This is a genomic window from Microcoleus sp. AS-A8 (assembly GCA_039962225.1).
Taxonomy (GTDB): domain Bacteria; phylum Cyanobacteriota; class Cyanobacteriia; order Cyanobacteriales; family Coleofasciculaceae; genus Allocoleopsis.
This window is the reverse complement of record JAMPKV010000003.1, coordinates 360,442-384,892: the sequence shown is the minus strand read 5'-3', so window position 1 is coordinate 384,892 and position 24,451 is coordinate 360,442. Positions and strand designations below refer to the sequence as shown.

The 24,451-nt window shown below is 47.7% G+C and carries 22 protein-coding genes; 12 read left to right on the top strand and 10 right to left on the bottom strand.

Annotation, left to right across the window (positions count from 1 at the left end):
- The first annotated feature begins 80 nt into the window (after nt 1-80).
- Nucleotides 81-332 (top strand): hypothetical protein, encoded by a 252-nt coding sequence (locus tag NDI48_07215; GenBank protein MEP0830999.1) that lies wholly within the window; start codon nt 81-83, stop codon nt 330-332.
- 55 nt (nt 333-387) lie between these two features.
- Complete coding sequence (locus NDI48_07210; GenBank protein MEP0830998.1) at nt 388-654, top strand: MFS transporter; 267 nt, start codon at nt 388-390, stop codon at nt 652-654.
- Nucleotides 655-745: 91 nt separating this feature from the next.
- Here NDI48_07210 and NDI48_07205 read toward each other — a convergent pair whose 3' ends face one another.
- The 3 genes from NDI48_07205 to hetZ form a co-directional block, all read right to left on the bottom strand.
- The gene (locus NDI48_07205; protein MEP0830997.1) at nt 746-3,076 is read right to left on the bottom strand and encodes a DUF3488 and DUF4129 domain-containing transglutaminase family protein; all 2,331 of its coding nucleotides are present in this window, start codon (nt 3,074-3,076) and stop codon (nt 746-748) included.
- A 200-nt stretch (nt 3,077-3,276) separates the two neighbouring features.
- Nucleotides 3,277-4,410: a hypothetical protein gene (locus tag NDI48_07200; protein ID MEP0830996.1), complete on the bottom strand. Its 1,134-nt coding sequence runs from the start codon at nt 4,408-4,410 to the stop codon at nt 3,277-3,279.
- 4 nt (nt 4,411-4,414) lie between these two features.
- Nucleotides 4,415-5,578, bottom strand: coding sequence for a heterocyst differentiation protein HetZ (gene hetZ, locus NDI48_07195; GenBank protein ID MEP0830995.1), 1,164 nt, complete (start codon nt 5,576-5,578; stop codon nt 4,415-4,417).
- A gap of 88 nt (nt 5,579-5,666) precedes the next feature.
- Here hetZ and NDI48_07190 point away from each other — a divergent pair, with 88 nt between their 5' ends.
- Nucleotides 5,667-6,164, top strand: coding sequence for a hypothetical protein (locus NDI48_07190; protein ID MEP0830994.1), 498 nt, complete (start codon nt 5,667-5,669; stop codon nt 6,162-6,164).
- A 531-nt stretch (nt 6,165-6,695) separates the two neighbouring features.
- On the opposite strand, the gene sds is transcribed toward NDI48_07190, so the two are convergent.
- From sds to NDI48_07165, 5 genes are all read right to left on the bottom strand, one after another.
- Nucleotides 6,696-7,667 carry a solanesyl diphosphate synthase gene (gene sds, locus NDI48_07185; GenBank protein MEP0830993.1) on the bottom strand — a complete coding sequence of 324 codons (972 nt, stop codon included), beginning with the start codon at nt 7,665-7,667 and terminating at the stop codon, nt 6,696-6,698.
- Between the two features lie 1,044 nt (nt 7,668-8,711).
- Nucleotides 8,712-9,524, bottom strand: coding sequence for a glutamate racemase (gene murI / locus NDI48_07180; GenBank protein ID MEP0830992.1), 813 nt, complete (start codon nt 9,522-9,524; stop codon nt 8,712-8,714).
- A 159-nt stretch (nt 9,525-9,683) separates the two neighbouring features.
- A complete protein-coding gene (locus NDI48_07175; GenBank protein MEP0830991.1) occupies nt 9,684-11,162 on the bottom strand; it encodes an N-acetylmuramoyl-L-alanine amidase in 1,479 nt (492 codons plus the stop codon).
- 358 nt (nt 11,163-11,520) lie between these two features.
- Nucleotides 11,521-12,963, bottom strand: coding sequence for a cation:proton antiporter (locus tag NDI48_07170; protein MEP0830990.1), 1,443 nt, complete (start codon nt 12,961-12,963; stop codon nt 11,521-11,523).
- Between the two features lie 149 nt (nt 12,964-13,112).
- Nucleotides 13,113-13,556 (bottom strand): EVE domain-containing protein, encoded by a 444-nt coding sequence (locus NDI48_07165; protein MEP0830989.1) that lies wholly within the window; start codon nt 13,554-13,556, stop codon nt 13,113-13,115.
- A 237-nt stretch (nt 13,557-13,793) separates the two neighbouring features.
- On the opposite strand from NDI48_07165, the gene NDI48_07160 reads away from it, so the two are divergent.
- Nucleotides 13,794-14,537 (top strand): SIMPL domain-containing protein, encoded by a 744-nt coding sequence (locus NDI48_07160; GenBank protein MEP0830988.1) that lies wholly within the window; start codon nt 13,794-13,796, stop codon nt 14,535-14,537.
- Nucleotides 14,538-14,643: 106 nt separating this feature from the next.
- Here NDI48_07160 and NDI48_07155 read toward each other — a convergent pair whose 3' ends face one another.
- Nucleotides 14,644-15,009: a single-stranded DNA-binding protein gene (locus NDI48_07155; GenBank protein MEP0830987.1), complete on the bottom strand. Its 366-nt coding sequence runs from the start codon at nt 15,007-15,009 to the stop codon at nt 14,644-14,646.
- Nucleotides 15,010-15,358: 349 nt separating this feature from the next.
- Between NDI48_07155 and NDI48_07150 the strand changes: the two genes are divergently transcribed.
- From NDI48_07150 to mreD, 3 genes are all read left to right on the top strand, one after another.
- On the top strand, nt 15,359-16,366 hold the full coding sequence (locus tag NDI48_07150; protein MEP0830986.1) for a rod shape-determining protein: 1,008 nt from the start codon (nt 15,359-15,361) through the stop codon (nt 16,364-16,366).
- A 114-nt stretch (nt 16,367-16,480) separates the two neighbouring features.
- A complete protein-coding gene (gene mreC / locus NDI48_07145) occupies nt 16,481-17,233 on the top strand; it encodes a rod shape-determining protein MreC (protein MEP0830985.1) in 753 nt (250 codons plus the stop codon).
- A gap of 53 nt (nt 17,234-17,286) precedes the next feature.
- On the top strand, nt 17,287-17,832 hold the full coding sequence (gene mreD / locus NDI48_07140; GenBank protein ID MEP0830984.1) for a rod shape-determining protein MreD: 546 nt from the start codon (nt 17,287-17,289) through the stop codon (nt 17,830-17,832).
- Between the two features lie 42 nt (nt 17,833-17,874).
- Here mreD and NDI48_07135 read toward each other — a convergent pair whose 3' ends face one another.
- Nucleotides 17,875-18,672 (bottom strand): HAD hydrolase-like protein, encoded by a 798-nt coding sequence (locus tag NDI48_07135; GenBank protein MEP0830983.1) that lies wholly within the window; start codon nt 18,670-18,672, stop codon nt 17,875-17,877.
- Nucleotides 18,673-19,008: 336 nt separating this feature from the next.
- Between NDI48_07135 and NDI48_07130 the strand changes: the two genes are divergently transcribed.
- From NDI48_07130 to NDI48_07110, 5 genes are all read left to right on the top strand, one after another.
- Complete coding sequence (locus NDI48_07130; protein ID MEP0830982.1) at nt 19,009-21,009, top strand: serine/threonine protein kinase; 2,001 nt, start codon at nt 19,009-19,011, stop codon at nt 21,007-21,009.
- Nucleotides 21,010-21,179: 170 nt separating this feature from the next.
- Complete coding sequence (locus tag NDI48_07125; GenBank protein ID MEP0830981.1) at nt 21,180-21,605, top strand: hypothetical protein; 426 nt, start codon at nt 21,180-21,182, stop codon at nt 21,603-21,605.
- 10 nt (nt 21,606-21,615) lie between these two features.
- Complete coding sequence (locus NDI48_07120; GenBank protein ID MEP0830980.1) at nt 21,616-23,262, top strand: GUN4 domain-containing protein; 1,647 nt, start codon at nt 21,616-21,618, stop codon at nt 23,260-23,262.
- Nucleotides 23,263-23,373: 111 nt separating this feature from the next.
- Nucleotides 23,374-24,042 (top strand): hypothetical protein, encoded by a 669-nt coding sequence (locus NDI48_07115; protein ID MEP0830979.1) that lies wholly within the window; start codon nt 23,374-23,376, stop codon nt 24,040-24,042.
- A 33-nt stretch (nt 24,043-24,075) separates the two neighbouring features.
- Nucleotides 24,076-24,378: a hypothetical protein gene (locus NDI48_07110; protein ID MEP0830978.1), complete on the top strand. Its 303-nt coding sequence runs from the start codon at nt 24,076-24,078 to the stop codon at nt 24,376-24,378.
- Nucleotides 24,379-24,451 lie beyond the last annotated feature (73 nt).

Genomic DNA, 24,451 nt, shown 5'->3' with positions numbered 1-24,451 from the left:
CATTCAAATCTGAGTCAATTCTACCTAATTTATTCTTGGCATACCAATTATTAATCTGTCCTCTCCATTCACTGCCTGAAATGTCCCAAACAGATCCAACGACGCGATTGAACTTTATTTGCCCAAAGCAGCGCTACTACGGTGATTGGACACCCCAACACGTAGTTTTTAATGCTAACTTACAGGAATTTGCTCAGCAAGTGAGTTACATTAGTGCTTTGCAAACGAATGGTAAGCTATCTCCACAACAGGCTTTTGAAGACATTAAATATTTGTGGGAGCGGCTTCAGAAAAGTAAAGAGCAATTAGGGATTGATGAGGGGATAATTTAGGCTGTGGTAGGGAAGTTGTGCTAGGTTCTCCTCCATATAGTTGCAATCTTCCCCGATGAATCATTTACTCGATAATGTCCCCCGAAAGGCTCACAGCAAAACGCTGACGTTAACCACCAAACTGTCCTATGGCTTGGGAGAACTCCCAGGGGAGCTGCCTAACAACATATTGGTGTTTTACCTGCTATTCTTCCTCACCACTGTAGCTGGGTTAAATCCTACCTTAGCGAGAAACGTCTTACTCGTTGGCAAACTTTGGGATGCGATTAAGAACCCGATCATTGATTGGCTCAGCGATCGCACCAGGTTCTGGCTCTGGTGAGCTTTGCCCATGTGGTGTCTTCGGCTCAACGGCATCTAATTTTGGGAACTGTTTGTGGGGTGATAGCTATGTATTCCCCATTGACTTGGGTTTATTTCGCCCTATTCATTATCTTCAGTTGTTGAGTACTCTTGATCAAATCACGCAGTCGCTGTCGCAGGTGTTTGATATTCGGTGTCTGGTTACCATAACGCCAGCTAACATAAGCTTGGGAAATTTCATCAATCACCTCGGCAGAGGGGGGAGCATGGTGTTGATGCGAGCCTCTGGCATATTCTAAGGGTGTCTGTGCCGGGTGCTTGGTGTAGCCGTTAGTACTTAAAAGCCTCAGCATTTGCTGATAGAGATTTTCCATCGGAGGCAAACCAGCTAGCCATCGACGATAGCGCCAAGTTCGCCATTGGGTCCAACCCAACCAACCCAAAAAAGCAAGGGCGATCGCTAAAATCAAACCGATGAAAAAGCCAACCCAACCGTTAGAGACAATCCCCCACACCCAAGCAATAATTCGGCCTATCCCACCAATAAGCCAATTCCCAATCTCGCCCAAATAACTCTTCACTGGGGTGGGCAACCAACCCGCTATCCATTGCCAAAACTGGCGTAAGACGCCAAACGTTTCAGTCTCCTCCACACTCTGGGGAATCAGTTCGTGACCGGGAATCGGGTCAAAGGCAAACCAGCCATGTTGTGGAAAATACACCTCGGTCATCGCATAGGCGTCGGTGTTTTTAACAATATAAAAACCCGTGAAGGGATTGAACTCACCTGTGCCAAACCCAACGACAAGTCGCGCTGGGATGCCAATGGAGCGCAGCATGATGGTTAGTACGGTGGAAAAGTGGTCTGGGTACCCGCCTTTGTACTTGAATAGGAAGGCTTCCACCAAGTCTTCATTTTCCTCAAACGTGGGTAGATTAAAGGGGTCTGTGGGGAGTGAGTAGCGCTGTTTAAGGGATTGAGCTAAATACAGGGCTTTCTCATAAGCGGAAGTGATGGGCTTGGGTGAGGTGGCTAACAGAGCTTCTGTTTGTTGTCGGACTTTATCCGCAATTTTGGGGGGAACGCCCAGATAGTATTTTTCAACAGACTTGGGATAATTACCTGTTGCCCGTTGCAGCCGAGAGCGATCGCGATACGGTATTTCCGAAATCACCGTGTAGGTGAGTCCCTCTGTTAAACTAGCAGGCGCTCTCAAACTCCCTTCCGGGTCTACCTCGATTTCCCGCGATGGGAAGTAAAGTTGCTGAGGATAAGCCAGAGCGGGGATGAGATTCGGCAAGTCTGAGACTACGGTGTAACTTTGAACCACCTGTTCGGTTCGCTCAGCGGTCAAGGGGATCGGGAGGAAAAATCGATACGACCACTCCGGTCGATTGACCCTAACCACTTTTTCGTCACGAGAGATTTCCCATCCCTGACCTGTATAACGGTCAAAGGCGAGCACCCGCCAAAACCCCGGTGCCTGAGAACGTACCCGTAATACGACCTTAGGCTTGAGTGTACCCCGGAGGTTTTGATTCATTTTGCTGTTAAAGCCATAGTAAAACGTATCATCCATCTCCCCAGAGTCGCCGCTTCCCCCTTGCCCACTCTCGCCAGCACGATTACCTTGGCTACCTTCGCGCACATAGCCCGGATTGATAATGCCACCTTGTTGATTCTCGTCAAAATTTTGGTCAGCAAAATTTCCCGGCGCACTCACGGGAAATGTTTGGAGTTGATAGCCTGGAAAGCGCGGCATTAGGGCAAAAATCGCCAGTCCCAAACCCACGATTGCCACGAGAAATACACCCAGACGTCGAAGTGAGAGGGGTGAAGAATTAGGCTGAATGGGTGAGGCCGTTCGGCGTTTTGGGGTTCGCAATAGCCCCAAGCGCGACTGATAATCAAGGACGAGGGTGGGAAGTGCGATCGCTAAAAATATGCACAATAGCGGAGCAAAGGCTAACGTTTGACTCAGGGTACCCGCTACGCCTAACAGAATCAGCCCAATCACCATCGAATACCCTAAGTCTTTGCGGCGAGGCAGGTCAAAACTATGCAGGATTTGTAACTGAATTAATAACTCTGCCAGCACCAAGCGAGTATCATTGAGCTGACCTAACAACCGAGCAAAAAACGCCCCCATGGCCAACAACATCCCAATCGCCAGGATGAACTTGACGGTGATGTTGCGCTCTCGGCGGCGGTACCAACTCCAAGTCGCTCCAACCGCACTCAGCGGTACAGCCCACAAGCTTAGCTGAGTTTCCGCTGCCAGATCAGTGGCAATAATCCCAACGATCACCAGCGCCTGCACCAGCACCCGCAGTCCAATTGAGTTTTCTGTCTCAGGAGTCGGCATGGCTTGAAGACGCCGCCACAACTGACCGAAAAGGGGTAGACGACGGCCTTGCCGCATTCCAGAGAAATTAGACATAGCAAATTAGTCAGTGGTCAGTGGTCATACCATTGAGGTTGAGACTGGCTTGAATTTCTGAAGCTGCCAAATCGCCAGCCTGTCAAAATCCTTGCCTCCAAAATCCCAAATGGTATCATCCGTCAGTCGTCAATCGTGAGGGACAACTGACAACTGACAAATACCAGGTTTCCAATATGCTAGCCCAAAGGGTTTTCAACTTACATCGTCGGGCAGATGGCAAAAATTAAGGGTGTTTGTTCCGAATCATGAAAACGAATTTCTAACGGATAGGTCTGGTTCGCTTGCAAATCAAAGGATTCCACACTCACGTAGCCTGGATAGATGCGCTGTGCACTGGCTGATGCCTGAGGAGTCCGCAGGGTCAAAGTGCCACCGCGAGGTAAACGCGCGGTGACGCGGAGCTTCGGCACTCCCTCTTGCATCTCATATTCGGCCTGAACGCTTACAACGCCCACAGAGGTCTGCCACTGCCGCTCTACAGGAGTTCGATTCGGAGAAATCGGCACAGTCAGAGCGCTGATAATCTCCTTCGCCGCCAATAGTGCCAGCGTCATCTTTTGTTCATTAGACGCCGCCTCGTAACTGCTCGGCAAGGATAGCAGTTGTTCGTTGGCGCTTGAATTAAAGGAACTCTCGCTGCGAGAGCCTCTAACACTGGTACCACCAAAGGCTGGAGACAACAGCACCATTCCGGCGAAATGGTTGAGCGCCTGAAATTGGTCGGGGAATAGACTTTCCACCGCATGAACTAGTTTGGCTCCGAGCTGCCGTCGGGAATACACAGCCTCAGAACAGGCATCTAAGAGTTGTGCTAAAACATTTTCTGGTAGGGTAACCGGTAGAGTCAGGTTAAATAACTGAGGCATCCACAAGCGAACGGGAGGAACCCAACTATCTTCTACAGCGTCAGAAGTATTGGATTCATAGTCAGAAAGTTCCGTCTCCCACGGAAATAAGGGGGGATGACGTTCGATTTCAGCTTGTAGTCGGCGTTTTAATATTGCCTGGAAACGGTTTTGCACGGTCGGCATTTCTCCCAAGTCGTAAGGGCGGCTTGAACCGCCCGGTACATCGTCCTCACGAGCAAGGATCGGGTCCGAACTTGCCCATGCGCGGTATTGATCCGCTTCGTTGGTGTTAAAAGATGCAATGTTCAACTCTTCTAAATCAACTGGGTCTATTGGCTCCAATTCAAAATCCGCTGCTTTAAGTTCCTTAGGAGAGACAGAATGGTCTGCCTGACCCTCTGCCGGGGGTGAAGCAGCGGGAACGGACTCTTCTAGTAGCCAGGTAATTAAACGGCTATATAAGGTGTCCGAGTTGTTATACATGTCACTATTCATCTTGAGATGCACCAGATCCGGATACTGAACTATTGCGAATATCCCAGGCAAGTTCGAGTAATTTAAACCAACGCTTTTCCACCTGGGTAACCGTACAACCTAAGGCTTGGGCAATTTCATTCGTTGAGCGACTTTGCTGCTTGAGATCGAGTAATTCTTTCTGAGTGGCGTTCATCTTGGTCTGAAACCGTTGCCACTCCCACGGCGTCAGTCCCAAATTCCGCTCTAGATCCGCTTCAAGCCACTGATGGACCAGTTCCCATCGGTGAGATAGGGCAAACCGGATTAAATGATACTTAAAGCGTTGCTGCAAATAATCCCTCTGTCGAGGGGTTAAGCCTAAAAACTCCTCTATTTCGCTCGTGGGGAGGTCTTGCAGGCGTAAGACAAAGTATTCGGCACAATCATGTTGCTGACGTTCTTCTAAATAGGCGAGTAATTCCTCAATCACCGTATCCCGCAGGTTCGCTTCTAGGGGTTCGGGTTCGGAGGCGACCATCATCTCCCGTACTTGCTGGATCGCTGCATCATTCCAGTTCGTGTCGGACTCTGGCGTTGCACCTTCAGCGGCGGTATCCATATCAACCGAGGTTTCTGGCGGTTGCTGTTGGGAAAAAGTTTGCGCTCGCAGAATGATTAATTGCTGAGATCGACGACCGGGTAAGGGAATACGCCGCTTCCCATAACGCTCGGTAAAGGCCATATATTCCGCCAACTCCAAAAGACTTCGCGGACGATAAGTGGCATCAATTAAGTTCTCCCGCCGAAAGGCATTCAAGGCTTCCACGTAGAATCCTTGTAAGAAATCTTCGATTAAGGTCAGCCGCGCTTGGTAGCTGGCTGGTGCCTGTGGGGGTGTAATGTAGCGGTAGACGATCGCACTCAGAGTACTCTGAAGCTCAATTCGTCCCCTTTGTGACCCCAGTTTGTAGTAGCTTAAAACTTGCTTGAGGCGATGGGTTGCCAGGGTATGCGCCCAACTCTCAACATCTCCTGAAGTCTGTATTCGACTGCTTTCGTTACAGATTCGACTGACTTCATCGGCTAAACGTGCTGCCACGTCGCGGCAATTCTGATCGGAAGCACGAACAGACTGCCGGAATTCGTTATACAGCAGCTGAAAAATTGCCTCCACGCCCTGGCAGACTTCCCTCATGATTTTCATTGGTTAACAAAGACCCTAACACTTTCCGCACGCTCGACTGTTTTGATCTGGGTTTAGACTCAAGATAGCAGCACCATTGATGACAGTTCTCATGAATTTAGACCTACAAATTCAAGTTCTGATTGACAATGCACCACAAGACGGGACGACGCCTCAAATTATGGAAGCGATCGCACCTGTACTCAAACTCGTTGCCACTCAGCTACGACATTCGGAGTATCACATTCTCCAAACTCTTGACGAGAGTTGGCTTCTCACTACACTGAGTAATCGCGCTCAACCTGAGATCCAGAAAAATGTTATTTATGCTTTTGGGACTCTCAAAGATGCTGCTGATTTTCAGTCGGTTTCTGACCCTCAAATCCTCGCTGCTGCTGTACCTGTCACTCACATTCTGTTCCAAATGTTGGCGCTAGACGCCGTTACAAGTATAGTTTTCTTCGATACACCCGGTAATCTAGCTGCTGGGACAGAGGTACGTCGAGATGAGCTACAAACTTTAATTCAAACGCAACTGCAACACAGCCAGTCCGTACCTAGGTCATATCCTAGCAAGCTTCCTCCAGATATTGCTTGAGTACCTCTTGCCAACTTTTAATAAAGATGGTAGATTCAACCTTTCTCTTGATGGGGAGATGCTTTTTAGTCCTTAGCCCAACGCGGAGGGCGTCTAGCAAGGATTACTCCCTCTCCATCCTAAGAGCTTCGTAGCGGCAGATTGAACCCTGGTTTTGTGAATTTGATCCATTTCCATTTTAGAGTGCAGCCATCGATCAGGAGCCGCAAGGCACTACGAGTGAGCTTCACTCCACGGTTCCACGGGTGACCCTCTCTTGGCACTCTTTGAAATGGCTTGTGTACTTACCTACTGTTATTCTGACTCGATACTCACACAACTGGCTATTTAATCCTTAAGTTTTGTCACAAAACCTGGATTGACTCCTGAAAAATTAGGCAGTCTCTGTAAAGGTACTTATTATTCTTTGGCTTTGTCAATATTATGTAAAGAAACGACAATGAAGTGTTCATGGTTAGGACGGATAAGGAACTCACAAAAGTCGGAACTGGATGAATAGGGGTGACGAATGATTGGCTGTACTTACTGTACTTAGTACAAACGACTCAGGACATAATCCGCTAAGTCTATCAACGTTTGAGCCGATGTTGAGGGCTTGAGAACAGCCAAGCTTTGTACGGCTATCTGAGCGTGGTGTGCAGCTAAGGCGCGGGAACGTTCGATTCCTTGACTCTCTTTAACCAAAGCGAGGGCTTGAGGAATATCATCAGGTTGGGCAAATTCTCGCTCAATGAGTACCTCTAGATAGGGTTTTTCTTCCAAGGCATATAAAACTGGGGCGGTAAGATTGCCACTAATTAAATCCGAGCCGGCTGGTTTACCTAAGGCTTCCGTCGAACCGGTAAAGTCCAAGATATCATCGATAATTTGGAAGGCTAACCCAAAATGATTCCCATAGGAGTACAAGTCTTCTGCCACCTCCGCCGAGACACCACTCAGTAGCCCCGCGGCTTTGGCACTATTCGCCAGAAGTGAAGCTGTTTTACGATAAGTTTTCTCCAGGTAGGCTTCCATCGTCAGGGTGGTATCAAATCGAGTCAGCCCTTGTTGAATTTCGCCTTCTGCCATGTCTTTAATCACTTCTGACAACAGCTTGACGACTTCTAAATTGCCGAGGTTAGCCAGGTACCAAGCGGCTTGACCGAACAAGAAATCCCCAGCGAGTACCGCCACACGGTTGTTGAACAAACTATGGACTGTGGGAACGTTGCGACGTACCTCGGCCTCATCGACGACATCGTCATGAACCAGACTCGCCGTGTGAATCATTTCTGTAATTTCGGCCAGACGACGATGTCGCGAGGTAATGTCGGAGTCGAGCATGGTGGCTCGCGAAATTAAAAACACGATTGCCGGTCTAACTCGCTTTCCCTGTGCCCCGAATAAGTGTTCGGCTGCGGCATAGAGTATGGGGTGACGGGCACCTACCAGGTTCTTTAAGTTCTCGGTCAGCAGACACAGGTCTGCTTCTACAGGGGCGAAAAGGGAGGTTACTGAGGTCATGGATCAGCCGACTCAGAGATTAGGTTACGAAAGTTTACAATTTCTTTTTTTAATTTTAGGCGAAGCGTCCCCTACAGGGAAGTTTTGTTGGATTAATCGCTGTACCCAAGCGTAATACCAGGGTTTGTATCGACATATTAAGTCCCTGAAAAAATTAGTGTAACTCGCCAGGATTGTTGTGTTAATCTAAATAGTAAGGGTTTCAAAAAATTAATACATTTATTGATTCCAAGGTGATAGAGGAAAATATTCCCCTATGCCGATGGTGTAATACGCATTCAGTAGGCATAGTGCCTGATGTTTCGGGATAACTCCCCAGTGGTATCACTGGGGACGGTTGTCTGTCAGACATAATAAAATTCTCGCTGGGCAGAGATTCTGAGCCGAGCCGCAACGTCCTGTTCAGAAACTTGACTTACGGGAACCAACAGTGAAGTTAGAGGGAACGTACTCTGTCTCCCTAGATATTTGTATGCCAACAGTGTCTTGAGTCCATAAGGATTTGGAAGACGCTGTTGGAAGAATTTGTATTGACTTTTCCTTTCCCTCCCTCTTGTCCACACTATGATTTATATGGATATGCCTGTGATTATTCCTCTTCTGGCGACTGGTTATCTATTAACAATTTATCTGCTATTGACTCTAGCGCAACGGACGATCAAGAATTCGCGTTACGTGGACAACTCTTTGACCGACGCTTACGCTCCTTTCGTGTCAACCGAGCAAACCCATCAGACCGATGAGGTTGAAGGATGGTTATTTCAGATGAGTAGTGTAACTTCATTAGCCTCTGATGAGTTAACACCTCCTATAAGGCCAGCGTCAAACGTTCAAAAGGCCAGTAGTGTATCTTAAGTGGCTCCGAATGGGGGAGAGACTAAAATCAGGATTTTTTCGGGTTCTTAGTCTCTCTCCCATATAATTCAAGATTAATTTTTTATTCCCTAAAGACCAATACACCGCCCCTTGTGGGCGTTTTTTTTGTGCTTCTCTCCTCGCCACCTCTAACCATGAAAGAAGATTTCCCATTGGTTAGAGCTGCGATCACTCTACTGATTCTAGCGGAGCCACCGGGGAGGATACGGCTGGCAGACATACTTTTTCAGCCACTGGAGTGCAGCCCAGCCATTGCACAGAGAGTTGGGCAAACTGCTGAGGACAACCACTCACACAAAAGCTAGTTGGTAGCGGTGCGCGATTATTCCTCAGTCCGAGGATGTCCAGTTCTTGTGCCGCCGCCGCCACGACATGTACAGCCGGGTCAACGAGTTGGACGGTTGGAGGTAGGATTGTCCGCAGGACGGGAGCCAGAAGCGGATAATGAGTACAGCCATAAATCAGGGTATCGATTCGCTGCTGTAGTAAAGGGTCTAGGTACTGCCGCGCCACCTCAGCCGTGTAGGGATCATGGACACGGTTTTGCTCAACTAACGGCACAAACTCTGGACAGCCAACTTGCCAGACTTGTGCTGTCGCTTCAATCTCAGATATGGCACGCCGATAAGCATTGCTAGAAGCCGTTGCTGGGGTGGCAATCACCCCAATGCGCCGACCTTGCTGAACCGCCGCACGAGCACCTGGTAAAATTAGCCCCAAAATTGGCAGGTTAAACTCACGTCGTAAGGTTTCCAACGCTAGAGCATCACTTGTATTACAGGCCAGGACAACCATTTTGACGTCCTGTTGCACCATCCAGCTCAAGATCTCAAAACCGAACTGCACAATTTCATGACGCGACCTTGTGCCGTAGGGTAGGCGCGCTGTGTCAGCAAAGTAAAGTATCGATTCGTTTGGGAGTTGTCGATAGAGTTCTCTCAAAACGGTGAGACCACCAACACCGCTGTCGAAAACACCGATACGACGCTGCTGTGGTTCTTCCTTGGCAGGATCAGCAGGATTATCGGTTTCCTCGCTGGGAAAGTCAGCGGTATAAGGGTCAGAGGGATTTTGCCCGTGAGGGTCACTGAGGGAGGAGGTGGAAAAGTTGATCACCGATGTTTGTTAGGAGAAAGATGTTTAACTATTTTGCTGAATGTACTGGAGAATACCACGAGCGATCGCTTGTGCCATCTGGCTGCGGTAAGCTGGGTTAGACAGTTTGGCGGCATCTTCTCTTCCCGTGACAAAACCAACTTCTACTAAGACCGATGGCATAGAAGTCTTTCTCAGGACGTAAAACCGCGCTCGTCGGATACCCCGGTCTTTAACATCCAGATTCTGCAAAATGCTGCTGTGGATGGTTTGGGCAAGGCGCTGACCACTTGAGTAGTAATACGTCTCTAAGCCACTCACATCGGGGCGGCTAGGACCGATGGCATTAGCATGGATGCTGACAAATAAGTCGGCATTTGCCCGTTCAGCCATAGTGGCTCGTGGTGCCAGGTCTACAAAGTAATCCGATGTTCGCGTCATCACGGCTTGGATACCTTGTTGTTCCAAGAGTGAGGCTACCTGCTGGGCAATCGGCAGGATAACATCTTTCTCTCGCAATCCACCAAGGCCGATCGCACCCGGATCTTTGCCACCGTGTCCCGGATCGACAATGACCAGAACGCGCCCCTTGGGTACACGGGGAGATGACACAGGTGGATTATTGATAGCAGGGGGTGGCGCAGGAGTATCCCTTTCCGGTAGTGGCACAGGAATTGAGCTGATGGGCGGCGTTCCGGGTTGGGAGGGCGTTAGTTGTAGCGCCAAAAGCTCGTCATTAAGCTGATTGAGTTCCCCAATCTGGACATTTGTTGCCGCTTGTACCAAAATCACAACCGTGCGTAAATCTTGCTGCCGGAGCAGTACCCGCGACAAAGGGCTATTGGCATCGAGTTGCGGTCCTCTGACTCGTTGAGCCAGTCGAGCGGAGGGGATTGTAATGCGGTAAGCTTTGGCGATCGCATCCCAAGTGCTAATCGCCCTGACCGGTTGGTCAGCCCGAATTAAAAGCTGAGTCTGGTTGTTAGCCAGTTCAACGGACTCAATCGTCGCTACTTTACCCGCATCAGAGGTAGAAATCGGTCGATTGGGTGTGCCCAGCAACGGTGGGATCTGGGAGGATTGATTCCTGGGAGGTGTATTTCCAGGGGGTTGGCTAGGGGATGGCCCTATCCGCTGAGGTGTAGGTAATTGCACCGTCCACTCTCGTGGCGAAAGCCCTCGGAATTTCACGGCCTTCGGATCTAAGGTGTAACCGGGCGCTAATTCAATTACGATCCGAGTTGTATTGTTGTCCAGTTGTCCCACGCGAACTTCTCGAATCGCCCCACTCACCCGTTGATTTGTGGTTGGGCGTCCCAGCTCAATCCCAGGCAGGTCAATGACTATCCGTGTCGGATTGGTCATCAGTAACGCCTTCGGTTGAACCCCACTGTCGGTGATAAACACCAATCGGTTCTGATTGTTATCAAAACGCCACTGTAGAAGTTGACGCGCTTGGGCGGCAGATGAAAGAAGAAAAACTATTAAAAAGCTGGGAAGTACTAGTAGCCAGCGAAATTTCACAATTATTGCTCCTCGTTAAAGCGCGGTGTTGCATCGAAACAGCGGTTGGGTGATGAACCAAGATCAAGGGAGTTGTAGGCGTGAAGAATTTATTCACGTTTCTTCACGTTTGTCAAGACATCTTAATGATTTCTGACTACACGTTTGTTCCAACTCTGACTCCAGCCTTTTGCCGCACTCTTCAATGCATACGAATGGGCATCTGTCTGCTCAAGACAGTCAACCTCAAGGGACGTAGACTAGCAAACTTAAGTTTCAGGAGAAATAGTATACACAGAATTTCCCCAATCAAAAATATAGGTTGGGTTGTGTACGAACAAGAGCAATCTTGAAAAGATTAATCCATGAAACTCAGTTTTCACGAACCTTTCTTTCGCTCCTCAATCGCTTCAATGTCCTCAAATGACTCCTGCTGTCGGTTGACTGCTGGTTCTACAGCCACCGATTCTATACTTGCAGCGTCTAAGGCCGGTATTTCTGAAGGTGTAGTCTCCAACTCGGATTCCTGAAAAACTAATCGCAGGAAGGGAGGGGCGACAAAGGTTGTTAAAATGACCATCATGATAATCGCAGCCTCCATAGCTGGTGATAGGACACCACTAGCCGAGCCTACACCCAAAAAAACGAGTCCCACTTCGCCTCGAGGAATCATCCCAACACCGATGGCTAAGCGGTTGATTCCAGGTTGACCGAATACAAACAGACCAGTAACTACCTTACCCAGAATCGCGACTCCAATCAGGAAAACCGCCAAAATCAAGCCTTCTCGATTAGCAGGAACGGTTGGATTAAGAACACCCAGATCCGTTTTTGCCCCGACGACGACAAAGAAAATCGGGACAAGCATATCGGCAACGGGAATCACCTGTTCTTCTAATTCCCGGCGCTTATCGGTTTCTGCTAGAACCAGTCCCGCCGCAAAGGCTCCCAAAATCGCTTCTAAGTGAATGACAGCGCCAATGTAGGACAAAATAAAGGCAAAAATTAGTGCTGTCAGCAATAGCTGACCGCGAGTTTTCATTTCATTGACTAAGGCAACGAAATAGGGACTTAAGAAACGACCTAACAAAATAGACCCAACCAGGAAAACAGCCGCACTAATAATCAGATAGATGACGTTGCCGATCTCGATTTCACCCGTCTTCGCCAGACTCGCAACAACTGCCAAAACGATAATTCCAAGGACGTCATCCAGAACGGCTGCACCAATGATAATTTGACCTTCTGAAGAACTAAGACGACCAATTTCTGCTAGAACTTTTGCCGTAATTCCAATACTGGTGGCGGTCAAAGCCGCACCCGCAAAAATCGCCGGGATAGGGGGAATATTAAATAAATAAATTAATCCAGCCGTACCAGCAGCAAAGGGAACTACGACCCCAATAACGGCGACAACAGCCGCTTGAGGACCAACGCGGATGAGTTCTTTTAGATCCGACTCCAGTCCAATTTCAAACAATAGAATCACGACGCCTAATTCTGACAAGATCGAGATCACCTCGCTCTGGGCTTGAAACACTGAAACGGCGGCTTCTGGACTCAAACCCGCTGTCGTTTGGAGAAAGCTTACCAGCAAAGAATTGCTTACATCTGCACTGCCTTCTGGGAACACCAACAGATGAAGAGCAGAGACTCCTACGACTACACCGCCTACGAGTTCCCCTAATACGGGTGGTAAGTTCAGTCGAGCGCAAATCTCACCGCCCAGTTTGCTGGCGAAGTAGATCACGACCAAACTCAGTAGTACTCCTGCGAGAATCAGTGATTCGTTTGCTGATTCCTTGGGAGTTGCCTCTGCCATCAGCAGAGGGTGAGTCCCGAAAGATGAAAACAGGTTGGTAGGGTCGAAGAAACTCACCCAGGCAGTGATGTCAGCCATTCGTGGTAGTTGCGAAAAATTCATTCTTTCTACTCTACAAGTTTCTTAACGAAATCAAGCCTTCCTCGGGTTTATTCTGCTGGGCAGTTAAGTGCTATACAAAAAGTTGACTCACCCGCCAGTTGAAGAATTCGCTGCCAATATTCAGCAGAAACGGGGACGACGGAAAGTCGAGGCAGACGGACGAGGTCGAAGCGCGTGAAGTGATGATCTTGCTTGATCTGTGTTAGGGTAACAGGCTGGGGGAGCGATCGCACGGCGCGAATGTCCACAACCATACGACGAGGGTCATTGAGTTTAGGGTCAGCATAGGGCAATGAGATAATTTCAGCCATCCCCACGACCTGCCGCTCTTGGCCTGTGTGGTAAATCAATACTTTGTCCCCTAATTTCATGGTACGGAGATATTTCAGGGCAAGAGGATTTTTGACACCATCCCAGATGCCACATCCAGCTTGCTCTAAATCGGTGTAGGAATATTCTTGGGGTTCGCTTTTGAGTAGCCAGTAGGCCATTGGTTGAAGAGAAAAACTACAAATTAAAAGAAGGCAACTGTAGCCTAGTTGCTAAAACGGTAACGGCTGAAAATTTTGACGCTCTATTGTGGCACAGTAGAAGCCAACGACAGGTTCATGATATCAAGTCATGCTGTTTTTTCAGTCATACCTCTTACGCTACGACTCTAACGAAAGCCTAAAAATTCTATGGGTCAGGAAGATTTAGCCTTGTTTCAGATTAGGAGAATCCTTGACATGAATCAAACTTTTCTTTCTCGTTTCCGCCATGTCTCTACTCAGCGGTTGCCGACTGTTTCTGTAATGGTGGGGCTCCTGACTCTGATGCTGACAAACCCGACGCTGGCACAGGAGAAACTGCTACGAACCCTTACCGTAACTGGGCGTGGTGTGGAATCAATTTCTACAACGAAGACTCAGGTTCAGTTGGGTGTTGTAGTTCAGGGGAAGACGGCGACAGAGGTTCAGCAGGAAGTGGCGCGTCGAGCATCGGCTGTGGTGGAGTTGCTGCGATCGCGTAATGTGGAAAAGTTAGAAACGACGGGCATCCGACTCAACCCAGTTTATCGTTCCGAAAACAACAAGGCACCCCAGATCACCGGTTATTCAGGTACTAATACAGTTAGTTTTCGCACCTCTACCGAGCAAGCCGGTAAGCTCTTGGATGATGCGGTTCAAGTCGGTGCGACGCGGATTGAGGGTGTTAGTTTTACGGCGTCTGATGATGCGATCGCGTCAGCGCAAAAACAAGCCCTGCGGAAAGCTACAGAGGATGCCCAAAGCCAAGCCGATGCTGTTTTGAGTACCCTCAATCTCACCCGTAAAGACATTGTCAGCATTCAACTCAATGGTGCTACCCCACCCTCACCGATGTCGGTTTTCACGGGTCAGGATGCATTAGAGAGTCGATTGGCTACCTCACCGATCATTGGCGGTGAACAAGAGGTGCAGGCATCTGTAACGCTACAAATCAGCTACTAGTTCTGAGAGTACAGGCTAGTAGGGAAGGAAGTTCTGCCTCTGGAGATTGTTGTTTAACACCGAGTATAAGCTATAGTTAAGCCGACACCCCGACAATGGCAAACGATTAAAATTCTGTATCGTTGTAGTGCTCCACTGCGCTGGTGTCATTATCTCGCTTAGAACCTAGCAATTCCAGGCGCTCCACTTGGATGATTGGGGTTGAACGCTCTACTCCTGTTGCTCGATCACTCCAGTGATCGATTTTCAGAGACCCTTGAACCCCGATTAACTTCCCCTTTCGGACATAATTAGCCGCAACTTCTGCCGTCTTACCCCATAGCTCTAGATTGAACCAGTCAGGCTGATCGTTGTTACGCGTCCGCCGATCCACTGCCAGCGTTAGCTTACACTTAACCTTGCCAGACTCGAAATACTTCACATCTGGATCTCCACCCACCCGACCGACTAGATTGACAACGTTAAGACTCATCGTTTTTAGTACTCTTGTACTTATCTTGCGGATCTACTTTAACGAATTTAACCAGACAATAACAATGACTGAGGCGGGGAAACTTTACTAAATCTTTAAATAAGGAAGGAATATACTGAATTTAACTTTCGCCCGGATGAGGTATGACTTCAGATGAATGATAGTTTCAGCTTGATTGTTGATGATTTCTGATAATGAATTGCTTTACCTCACTAGACTCAGCTCAAGAAACGTAATAGAATCCACATCGGTTACGGTTCAGTTACATTTCGGTCGTATACAGCAGCATTTGACTTTGGGGGCGTAGAAACGAGTGGGTTTTTTCAGTCGCTTTTCCCTATCACGGGACATGGGTATAGACCTGGGTACTGCTAATACTTTAGTATACGTATCTGGAAAAGGCATTGTTCTTCAAGAGCCTTCCGTCGTCGCTATGGACCAGGACTTAAAAGTTCCGCTAGCCGTAGGCGAGGATGCCAAAAAAATGTTGGGCAGAACCCCAGGGAATGTGGTTGCCCTTCGTCCTCTCCGCGACGGCGTGATTGCCGACTTTGATACCGCTGAATTGATGCTTAAGCATTTTATCCGGCGGGTTCATGAAGGCAGAACTTTGGTTTCACCTCGGATTGTGATTGGCATTCCTAGTGGTGTGACAGGCGTCGAACGACGGGCTGTCATGGAAGCCGCGTCTCAGGCGGGCGCAAGAGATGTTTACTTAATAGATGAGCCTGTGGCAGCAGCGATTGGCGCTGGGCTACCTGTAGCCGAGCCAACAGGCAACATGATCATTGATATTGGTGGCGGCACCACTGAAGTCGCCGTACTCAGTTTACAGGGGACGGTTCTGAGTGAATCCGTGCGGGTTGCTGGAGATGAACTGAGTGACTCGATTACCCAGTACATGAAAAAGGTTCATAACTTGGTTATCGGGGAACGCACCGCTGAAGAAATCAAAATTCAGATTGGTTCAGCCTACCCGACTCATTACGATGATGATGCCAATATGGAAGTACGGGGCTTACACTTGCTCTCTGGCTTACCACGAACTGTCACCATCAAAGGACCTGAAATCCGTGAAAGTATGTCAGAACCGCTTTCAGTTATTGTGGATGCGGTGAAGCGGACGCTCGAACGGACTCCTCCAGAACTCGCTGCTGACATTATTGACCGGGGCATTATGCTGGCGGGTGGCGGCGCTTTACTAAGAGGGCTGGATACACTGATCAGTCATGAAACCGGAATTGTCACCCATGTGGCAGCCGATCCCTTGAGCTGCGTTGTCTTAGGAACGGGTCGAGTGCTAGAGAACTTCAAACAGTTAGAACGGGTGTTTAGTGGGCGTTCTCGCCATATGTAAAGCTCAGCGAGCGAATATCTCGCTTTGAGGAGTTATATTCTTAACTACACAATCCCTATACCTGTAACCCTAGAAGATACACGTCAGCCAAACGCTGAGCGTTGCTAGAGAGCTATGTTTATAATGCGTCGTTGGTGGGACCGGCATGGGGTAGCTATTGTGCTGGGAGGACTAACATTGAGTGCTGCCTGGTTGGTTCGCCAGACCCAAGGGGCAGCAATCTATGAAACTTACCAGTTGATAACTCGTCCCTTTCAAGTCGGTCCAACAAAAGAAGAGCGCCTTACTGATGCGCGAGTCGTGGAACTACAAGAGCGCTTAGTCGAACTTGAAAGCCAGAACCAAAAGCTTAAAGAGCTGTTAGATTATTCTAAAACTCAGAAACAACCAGGAATTGTTGCTCCGATTGTGGGACGTAGTGCTGACCATTGGTGGCAACAAGTATCCTTAGGTCGAGGAAGTAATGAGGGCATTAAGGTCGACGATATTGTCATGGCACCGGGTGGCTTAGTGGGCCGCATATCTAGTGTGACACCAAATAGCAGTCGTGTCTTGCTCATCAGCGATGCCACCAGTCGGGTGGGGGCTGTACTCAGCCGTAGTCGTAGCATGGGCTTCATTCGAGGACAAGGCTCTAATCGTGCCGTATTACAGTTTTTTGATAAGGTGCCAGATGTCCGACGGGGTGATGTAGTGTCAACCTCGCCCGTTAGCCAACTCTTTCCACCCGGTTTACCCTTGGGGCGTGTGGAGTCTGTAAACCTTGATAAAAGTCCGGCTCCCGAAGCCGTCATTGAGTTGACGGCACCCGTGAGTTACCTGGAATGGGTCAAGGTTTATCCGAAAGGAACAACTTTTACTCATTAGTCCGCGTACTCGTGTCCAAGGACTAATTATTCATGACTAATGATGAATGAGCAATGAACAACGTTTCTCAGTTTTCCCCCTGGGCTCGCCAAATTCTTAATTGGGTAGTGACTTTTGGTTCGGTCATGCTCTGTTTGCTCGTGTTACCGGCACGTTTACCGGGGATGGAATTACTGGGTATTGCTCCAAACTGGCTGTTAATTTGGGTCGTTGCCTGGAGCCTCAAGCGTACAGTTTTACAGGGAGCCTTAGCAGGGCTGGTGCTGGGGTTGATTCAAGATGGCATGACTTCCCCTCAGCCAACTCATATCATTAGCCTTGCCTTAGTCGGAATCTTGACGGCTCGGATTCAAAAGCAGCGTTATATACAGGAAGATTTTATTTCTGTCGCGTTAATTGTATTTGGTATGGCGGTCGTTGGAGAGACGGTGACCGCGATTCAGTATAGTTTTATGGGCGATCGCAACCTGGCCGAAATTTGGGCTGACCACCAGCGTATCGCACTTTCTTCTGCAATTCTTAGTAGTCTTTGGGCACCCGTTCTTTATTATCCGCTCAATCGTTGGTGGGAGCAGATCAATGTACTTGAGGCATCATGAAGGATGAAAATAAACCCTTTAACCCCTTGCCTTCTTCATCCTTTAGGCTTCAAACTTCAAACTTTCTAAGATGTAATGAGCAGCAGTAAGTAAGTCTGTGTGGATGTGAGTCGGGTGAAATTGCTTGAGGTACATTCGAGAACGGATGCCACAGGTGAGGGCGATTGTAGGGATGGACAGGGCTTGTCCAGCTACCAGATCGGCTTCTGTATCACCAATCATCCAGCTAGAAGTTGAACATCCAGCGATCGCAGATTGTTCGGCAATCGCTTTGGCTAACAATTGTGTTTTCCCTTCCGCATAGTTGTGATATGCAGCATCGCAGTCATTGGTGCCGTAAATGCCACTAAACAGACGAGTCAATCCATAGTTTCTTAAAATCTGCGTCGCTTGTTCCTGACAGCGCAGCGTGACTAACACCAAGCGCACACGCTGAGAATGTAGCAAAGCCAACGCCCAACTCACTCCCGGCTGCAGCCGATCTAGATTCAACAGGGCAGGCTGATTCACAATCTCAATCACGCGCCCCAAAAAGAAATCGATTTGCTCCCCCTGTAAACCTGAGCGCATCGCAATTTCTACATCCGGGACACGATCTTGCTTCATTTGCCAGAACTGCTGTTTCTGGAGTCTCTGAATGGGCAAAGTTATACCTTGACGCTGGTAGAACTCCTGAGTATCCGCCAATGCCAATTGATAAGTGCTGTAGTAGCGCTTGGAGACATCAACGATTGGGCCATCAAAGTCGCAAAAAACGGTTAGCTGATGCGATCGAGGAACAGGGGTGTGACGTGGGTAGCATTGGGGTGGTTGCAGGTCGGAGGTAGCAACGCCGCTCATATATCTTTATCTTTCTTGGCTCTTTTGAAATGCTTCTTTACACCTTAGCAGTTCTATCACGAAGTTTAGTGCAGTTTTTTCAACATTTTGTATTAAAATCATCGATTTAATATATAAGGCTGACCGAGTTGGAGATTGAGCCTTTAACCAGATGACATGACGGGTGAACCAGTATCGGTTTGGAGAGATACTCCTCACCAGAGAACTCCATCCCTGTCATAGCCCCTACCAGGGGGTTTTTCTACTCTCCTAGGGAATAAAATTAATATTTCCTTGACTAGATGATTTCTCAATGACCATCCTATGATTAGGGATACAACAACGAGGTAGCTAGCCATGAGCTACTGTATTAATCCCAAGTGTCCTCAGCCCAATGATCCAGCCAATCTTAACAATCGCGTGTGTCGCAATTGTGGCTCCGAGTTGTTACTACAAGGGCGCTATCAAGTCATGCGTCTGCTGAGTGATAGCAGCGGTTTTGGCAAGGTTTATGAAGCTTACTATGGAGCAATCCCCAAACTCCTAAAAATCCTTAAACAGAAACATAACGATAAGCCCAGAATCATCGAGCTATTCCAACAAGAAGCTGCTGTCTTGAGCCAACTGAACCATCCTGGCACCCCTAGAGTTGAGCCAGATGGGTACTTTCAGTTTTTTCCCAACAATAGCACCGAACCCGTGCATTGCATCATCATGGAAAAAATTGATGGACTCAACTTAAAGCAATGGATGAAGCAGCAAGGCAATCACCCTATTTCAGAAAAGCAAGCGTTTAACTGGTTAAAACAGCTAGCGGAAATTTTGCATCTAGTTCATCAAAAAAACTATTTTCATCGGGATATTAAACCAGAGAATATAATGATTCGCTCCAATGGTCAATTGGTATTAATTGACTTTGGGACGGCTAGAGAGTTGACCTTTACTTACCTGGCTGATGTCGGCGGAGCAGGGAGTGTAACCAAGATTAGTTCGGCTGGATACACACCCCCTGAGCAAGAAAAGGGTCATGCCGTGCCCCAATCCGATTTCTATGCTTTAGGTCGTACTTTTGTCTATTTACTGACAGGTAAGCAGGCTACGGATTCAGCCATCTATGAACCCTTAACGGATACTTGTCATTGGCGGAAACTGGCTCTGAATATTTCTGAACCGTTTGCCAATTTAATCGATAAGCTAATGGCTCCCACAGCCGCTAAGCGACATAAAAATACTCAGGAAATTTTAGACGAAATTGCCAGTATTTATAAGATTCCCCAAGACGCGACTCAACCCCAATTAGTAACCCATTTAGATGGCTATACTTCAAGTCAATATTATGAGAATCTCTCTGTGGTCGAACACAAAGATAGAGCATTTAAAAAAAGATGGCTGATGGGAGGAGTAGCGGCTCTGACTCTGATGCTAGGAGGTTATGGTATTTGGCAGCTTTCCCACAACCATCTTCCTACAGCTAGCTTACTCGTCAACACAATTGTTGGAGATGGTAGCTATATTAATTACCTAATTATGACGCCGGATGGGAAGAGTTTACTCAGTAGTAGTGCCGATAAGAAGATTAAAATTTGGGATTTCTCTACAGGAAAAGAAATTCGCACACTCATTGAAGCGTCTATCCCGATTAATTACTTCGCCATTAGTCCAGATTGGCAGACACTGGCTACAGGAGGTACTGGCAATACAATCGCCATCTGGGATTTTGATTCGGGGAAAAAAATCAGAACCCTGAAGGGGCATTCTAGCTATGTGAATTATGTTGCTATCAGCCCTGATGGTAATAAATTAGCGAGTGCCAGTGCTGACCATACCATCAAAATTTGGGATTTATCTTCTGGGAAAGAACTCCTCACTCTCACCGGACATTCAAGTTATGTAAATTACATCGCTATAACACCGGATGGTAGGAAGTTAGCCAGTGCTAGTGCTGACAATACTATTAAAATTTGGGATTTATCTTCTGGGAAAGAACTCCTCACCCTCATCGGACATTCCGGTTCAGTTAATTCCCTGGCGATAACGGCGGATGGTAGGAAGTTAGCGAGTGCCAGTGCTGACCATACTATCAAAATTTGGGATTTATCTTCTGGAAAAGAACTCCTCACTCTCACCGGACATTCCAGCCCCGTGAAGCCCTTAGCTATGACGCCTGATGGGAAAGAATTAGTCAGTGCCAGTGCTGATCATGAAATCAAAATTTGGGATATTTCCACCGGAAAAGAAATCCAAACACTGAAGGAGCATTCTAGCTCAGTGAATTCACTTTTGATAACACCCGATGGAAAGAAATTAGTCAGTGCCAGTGCTGACAGTACGATTAAAATTTGGCGAATGCCGAATTAGGGTCAGTTTGGCTCAGATGAGCCGTGCTAAAAACTGTCCCATTTAATATTAGTCAACGTGTTCTCAAATAGTAAGAGACGCTACAATTCAAAACAGCCAAGTCCATTCGTGGGCGATAAAGACTTGACGGGGCTTGTATTAAATTGTAGCTACGATACTTAAGGTTGGGAATGGCGAGTACATCCAATATTCAGGTTGCGATAGCCCCTAAAGGTTCGGATTTAGACGTTACCATCGATTTGAGAAATTCACAGCCGGATTTAGCTCCAGAGGAACTGGAAACCTTGACACAGCGTCTTTTTCAACAAATGAAGGACATTGATGAAGTCAAGCAAGTTCATCGCATACCAGAGCCAAATCCACCCGCAGGCAGCAAGCCACTTGATGCAGCATTTCTGATTGGACTGTTGCAGGCTGAGGTTAATCTAGCCAATATCAAGGCACTTTTGGGATTTATCTGGGAGCGATTGTCGGGTAAGCCGATTGAGCTAACAGTAGAGGCTAACGGCAAAAAACTTGAAGTTAAAGCCTATAGTGAGCAAGAATTAACTGCCGCGATTGAGGCAGCTAAGGACTTTTTAGCAGCAGGAAGTTAGGACATGATCAATGGTTAAGGTGGCATTGTTGATTGGAGTCAGCCAATATGGAGCTGGTTTCAATCAGCTTCCTGCTGCGGTAAGCGATGTGGCGGCTATGCAGCGGGTTTGGCAGCACCCAGATATGGGTGATTTTGAGCAAGTAATTCCGCTGATCGATCCGGAACCGCAGGAGATGGGAATTGCGATTGAGAATTTGTTTGGCGATCGCAACCGGGATGACCTCTTACTCTTATATTTTTCCGGTCACGGTGTCAAGGATGAGAGTGGGACTCTGTATTTAGCAACCCGTGCGACGCGCAAAAATGAGCGAGGAGGATTAATCCGATCTACGGCGATCGCAGCCAGATTTGTGCAGGAAATCATGAGCTATAGCCGTGCTCGGCGACAGGTGGTGATTCTCGATTGTTGCTTTAGTGGCGCGTTTGCTGAAGGGTTGTTAGCGAAGGATGACGCTTCTGTGGATATCAGAACGCAACTCGGTGGGGAGGGACGAGTTATCCTCACGTCTTCCACCTCTACTCAATATTCTTTCGCCCAGGAAGGATCAGATCTCTCGATTTATACTCGTTTCTTGGTTGAGGGGATTGAGACAGGTGCAGCGGATTTAGATGAAGATGATGTGATTTCGGCGGATGAGTTGCATGAGTACGCGAGTATCAGAGTTCAGAAAGCCTCTCCTGCGATGAAACCCGAAATTTATACAGTTAAGGAAGGGTATAAAATTATCCTCGCTCAAGTCCCTATTGGTGACCCAAAACTAAAGTATCGCAAAGAAGTTGAACGTTATGTTTATCGCGGCAAGATTTCGCCGGTGGGACGCAGAATCTTAAATGCCAAATGCAGCAGTTTGGGACTGCCTAGGGAGGAGGCGGTACTAATTGAGGCGGAAGTTCTCAAGCCTTATCGAGAGTATAAGAAAAAAGTACACGAATACGAGCAGGCACTACGGGAGGCGATCGAGCATGAATACCCGTTAAGTGATTACATTCGTGGTGAGTTACAGGATTTACAAAAAGTTTTGAGCCTTAGAGATGAAGATATCGCACCCATTGAAATGCGAATTCTTGCACAAATAGAATCTGCATTCGCCTTTTTGGATTCAGATTCATCCCCAACTCAGCTTGCTCGTGTGGCACTTGATGCTCAGTTGGGAAAACTCACGGGTGAACTAGATTCTGAGGAAGAAAAAGAAGAAGAGGGAGTCGATTATAGGCGATTGCAAGAGTTTTTGGCAGCAGGAGAATGGCAAAAGGCTGATCGGGAAACTGAGGTGGTGATGCTTAAAGTTTCGGGTCGAGAACAAGAGGGGTGGCTAACAGAATCAGACATGGAAGTGTTTCCTTGTCAAGCTCTTCATACTATTGATGAATTATGGGTTAAGTATAGTAATGAACGCTTCGGTTTTAGTGTTCAAAAGCGTATTTGGATGGAGATTGAGAATTCGATTCAGGACGACAAGGTAGATATTTGGAAATATTTTGGCAACCGGGTTGGTTGGCGGGTGAATGACTTCTGGGTTGGCTATCGGAATTTGAGGTTCTCGCTGGATGCGCCGGAAGGTCATCTTCCGGGGTGGGTGTTTGTGAGTGGGTTTGTGGCGGGGGGATTTTTTGGGGGGGGTTTGTTTTATCGGGTTGAGGCTTGTGAGGAGTAGCACTCAATCGCCTTCTTGATGAGGAGCTAAAATTGGGGGAGCGATGCACTCATACGCCACTGCGAGATCGTAAACCTTTGTCAGCACAACAATTCAGTCCGAAATTCCCAGTTGTACCATCGCAAAAATCTCCAAGGAGAACTCCTCAAATCAACAGCCGTTTCAGCCAGCTCTGTGCAGTATTACATGTGCAACAGTATTTGTCGGCGACAGGTGGTGATTCTAGATTGTTGCTTTAGTGGGGCATTCGCCAAGGGCTGGTTAGCTAAAGATGATGGTTCTGTGGATATCAAGAACCAACTAGGGGGAGAGGGGAAAGTTGTCCTCACCTCTTCAACACACGTTCAATCTTCGTTGGCACCGCAGGGGTCAGATTTATCAACTTATACTCGTTACCTGGTTGAGGGCCTTGAAACTGCTAAGGATGATAATCCAAATCCACCCCAACCAGAAGAGCCGCCATCAAAAGATCAACCTAAACCGAATGACAAGAGAAAAAAAGCACTGCTTGTAACCGGAGGAGGTATTGTCACTACTCTGGCCGTAGTCGGCATTGGTGGGATCTATTGGCAATTCCAGTCCAAATTTCCACCATGCTCTCCTACGGAAAATTTGTGTAAGATATTCCCTCAAGTGGGCAATGGCAAAGAAGACCCTTGGGTATATCCAAACACAAGCTCAAACCCCAAGGACAAGCCATTTACCTCCCCCTCCCCGTATGTTTCATCAAATGATAGAGATTGTGGCGGCTCTAGTTCACCTGTTCTCAAGCTCAAATAGGAATTTCCTGATAAAAAGCCAGGGGATAGTAGTATGGGATGGACGGTATACTGGGATAATGATAATGGTTTTGACATCTCAAAGTTCTCTACCTTGGATTTTGAGATTAAAAGTGCTTCTGGAAGCGGAAAATTTGAAGTGGGTCTGATAGATATAAGCAATAAAAAACCCCCAGATTATTCAGCTGTCGCATCTAGTGATTGGAAAAAGATAAGCATTCCACTGAGCCATTTCGAGAATAAAATTGAAAAAAGTAAAATCGAGAAGATTTACATTGCCTTTCTAAGTAAGTATGGTTCAGGCACCATTTGTATAGATAAGATTCAATTGCGTTAGTCCCCAAATATTTAGAGCTGTCTCAGTGCGGTCGCTCATTCCGAAATTGGCTACCATGCGACCGCACCAGTAA

What these genes read in the sequence shown, in the direction of transcription:
- NDI48_07200 (MEP0830996.1), bottom strand. Translation starts at nt 4,410, where the DNA reads ATGTATAACAACTCGGACACCTTATATAGCCGTTTAATTACCTGGCTA.
- NDI48_07125 (MEP0830981.1), top strand. Translation starts at nt 21,180, where the DNA reads ATGGCGAGTACATCCAATATTCAGGTTGCGATAGCCCCTAAAGGTTCG.
- NDI48_07190 (MEP0830994.1), top strand. Translation starts at nt 5,667, where the DNA reads ATGACAGTTCTCATGAATTTAGACCTACAAATTCAAGTTCTGATTGAC.
- mreC (MEP0830985.1), top strand. Translation starts at nt 16,481, where the DNA reads ATGTTTATAATGCGTCGTTGGTGGGACCGGCATGGGGTAGCTATTGTG.
- NDI48_07155 (MEP0830987.1), bottom strand. Translation starts at nt 15,009, where the DNA reads ATGAGTCTTAACGTTGTCAATCTAGTCGGTCGGGTGGGTGGAGATCCA.
- NDI48_07160 (MEP0830988.1), top strand. Translation starts at nt 13,794, where the DNA reads ATGAATCAAACTTTTCTTTCTCGTTTCCGCCATGTCTCTACTCAGCGG.
- NDI48_07135 (MEP0830983.1), bottom strand. Translation starts at nt 18,672, where the DNA reads ATGAGCGGCGTTGCTACCTCCGACCTGCAACCACCCCAATGCTACCCA.
- sds (MEP0830993.1), bottom strand. Translation starts at nt 7,667, where the DNA reads ATGACCTCAGTAACCTCCCTTTTCGCCCCTGTAGAAGCAGACCTGTGT.
- NDI48_07165 (MEP0830989.1), bottom strand. Translation starts at nt 13,556, where the DNA reads ATGGCCTACTGGCTACTCAAAAGCGAACCCCAAGAATATTCCTACACC.
- NDI48_07120 (MEP0830980.1), top strand. Translation starts at nt 21,616, where the DNA reads ATGGTTAAGGTGGCATTGTTGATTGGAGTCAGCCAATATGGAGCTGGT.
- NDI48_07130 (MEP0830982.1), top strand. Translation starts at nt 19,009, where the DNA reads ATGAGCTACTGTATTAATCCCAAGTGTCCTCAGCCCAATGATCCAGCC.
- NDI48_07205 (MEP0830997.1), bottom strand. Translation starts at nt 3,076, where the DNA reads ATGTCTAATTTCTCTGGAATGCGGCAAGGCCGTCGTCTACCCCTTTTC.
- NDI48_07210 (MEP0830998.1), top strand. Translation starts at nt 388, where the DNA reads ATGAATCATTTACTCGATAATGTCCCCCGAAAGGCTCACAGCAAAACG.
- hetZ (MEP0830995.1), bottom strand. Translation starts at nt 5,578, where the DNA reads ATGAGGGAAGTCTGCCAGGGCGTGGAGGCAATTTTTCAGCTGCTGTAT.
- NDI48_07170 (MEP0830990.1), bottom strand. Translation starts at nt 12,963, where the DNA reads ATGGCAGAGGCAACTCCCAAGGAATCAGCAAACGAATCACTGATTCTC.
- mreD (MEP0830984.1), top strand. Translation starts at nt 17,287, where the DNA reads ATGAACAACGTTTCTCAGTTTTCCCCCTGGGCTCGCCAAATTCTTAAT.
- NDI48_07150 (MEP0830986.1), top strand. Translation starts at nt 15,359, where the DNA reads ATGGGTATAGACCTGGGTACTGCTAATACTTTAGTATACGTATCTGGA.
- NDI48_07215 (MEP0830999.1), top strand. Translation starts at nt 81, where the DNA reads ATGTCCCAAACAGATCCAACGACGCGATTGAACTTTATTTGCCCAAAG.
- NDI48_07110 (MEP0830978.1), top strand. Translation starts at nt 24,076, where the DNA reads ATGGGATGGACGGTATACTGGGATAATGATAATGGTTTTGACATCTCA.